Origin of the sequence: Mycobacterium sp. E1386 (genome assembly GCF_001672745.1) — a bacterium.
Classification (GTDB): domain Bacteria; phylum Actinomycetota; class Actinomycetes; order Mycobacteriales; family Mycobacteriaceae; genus Mycobacterium.
Window position 1 is genome coordinate 1 of sequence record NZ_LZKH01000161.1, and the last position, 1,226, is coordinate 1,226.

Annotated in this window: 1 protein-coding gene; it reads right to left on the minus strand. The window is 70.1% G+C overall.

Annotated features, from left to right (window positions below; genetic code table 11):
* On the minus strand, positions 1 to 1,226 hold a 1,226-nt coding region (locus A5709_RS16395; RefSeq protein ID WP_304442542.1), incomplete at both ends, for a PPE family protein.

The window sequence follows — 1,226 nt, forward strand, 5'->3', positions numbered from 1 at the left end:
CCGGCGAAGGGGGGTCGGGCCATGACGGTGGGCCGGAATCCGTATCGGGGTCCGGCGCCGGCGTGGGTGCCAGAGCCCATACCGGCCAGGGGCATGCCGCCGAGCAGGTTGCCCGGTCCCCCGGCTCCTTCGGGGGCGGCGCTGATGGCGCTGACCGGGATGGCGGTATGGCCCATGGCCGGCACGGCCGGGCCGCCGGTCCAGGCCACCGGTACCGACAGCTTGCCCCCGAGGGAGGCCGCGCCGCCGATGGCCGCCGCCGGGTGCACCGCACCGGCACCGCCGCCGAGCAGGCCACCGAGTCCACCCAGGCCGGGCAGGGCCTTGGCCGCCGCGGGAGCCGCGCCACCGATCAACCCCACCGTCTTGGAGATCTGGGTGAAGGTGTTGGCCATACCGGTACTGAAGTACGGCAGACCCTCGGTGTTATAGAACAAGCTCGCGAACGGGCTGTAACCGTTGACGGCCGCTCCCAGGTTGGTCGGGAAGGCGGTTTGGCCGGTCAACAGGAACCACAACTCGCTCATCGGATCGTTCGTCGTCGTCGTCGCGGCGGTTGCTGCTGCCTTGACTGGCGCGGTGGTCGTCGTCGTCGCGGTGGTGGCGGCCTTTTGTACGGTGTTGGCGGTGTTGCCGGCCGTGGTGTTGGCTGCCGCGTTGGCCAGCGTGCTGGCCTGGGTGGTCGTGCCCGCGTCGTTGGTGACCTTGGGCGCGGCCTGAAACTGCGTGATGCCCTTGGTCGCCGCGGTGGACTGCGCCGAGTAGTTGGCCATCGCGCCGGCATCCTGGGCCCAAAACTCGCCGTACTGGGCCTCCAACTGCGCGATCGCCCCGGTGTTCTGCCCGATCACATTGGTGGCCTGCAACTGCTGCACCAAGGCCCGGTTGGCCGCGATCACCGGCGGGGGCACCACCGCGGAAAACGCCGCCTCATAGGCCGCCGCCGCCGCGCTGGCCTGCACCGCGGCCTGCTCAGCCTGAGCCGCCGTGCTGGCCAGCCACTCCGCATACGGCGTCGCCGCGGCCGCCATCGCCGCCGAGGCCGTACCCGCCCACTCCTCACTGGCAAGCTGAGTCACCACGTTCTGATAACTCAACGCCGCCGACTGCAACTCCGCAGCAATCGCATTCCACGCCGACGCCGCGGTCATCAACGACCCCGACCCCGGACCGGCATAAATCCGCGCCGAATTAACCTCCGGCGGAAGCGCCCCAAAATCAAACAC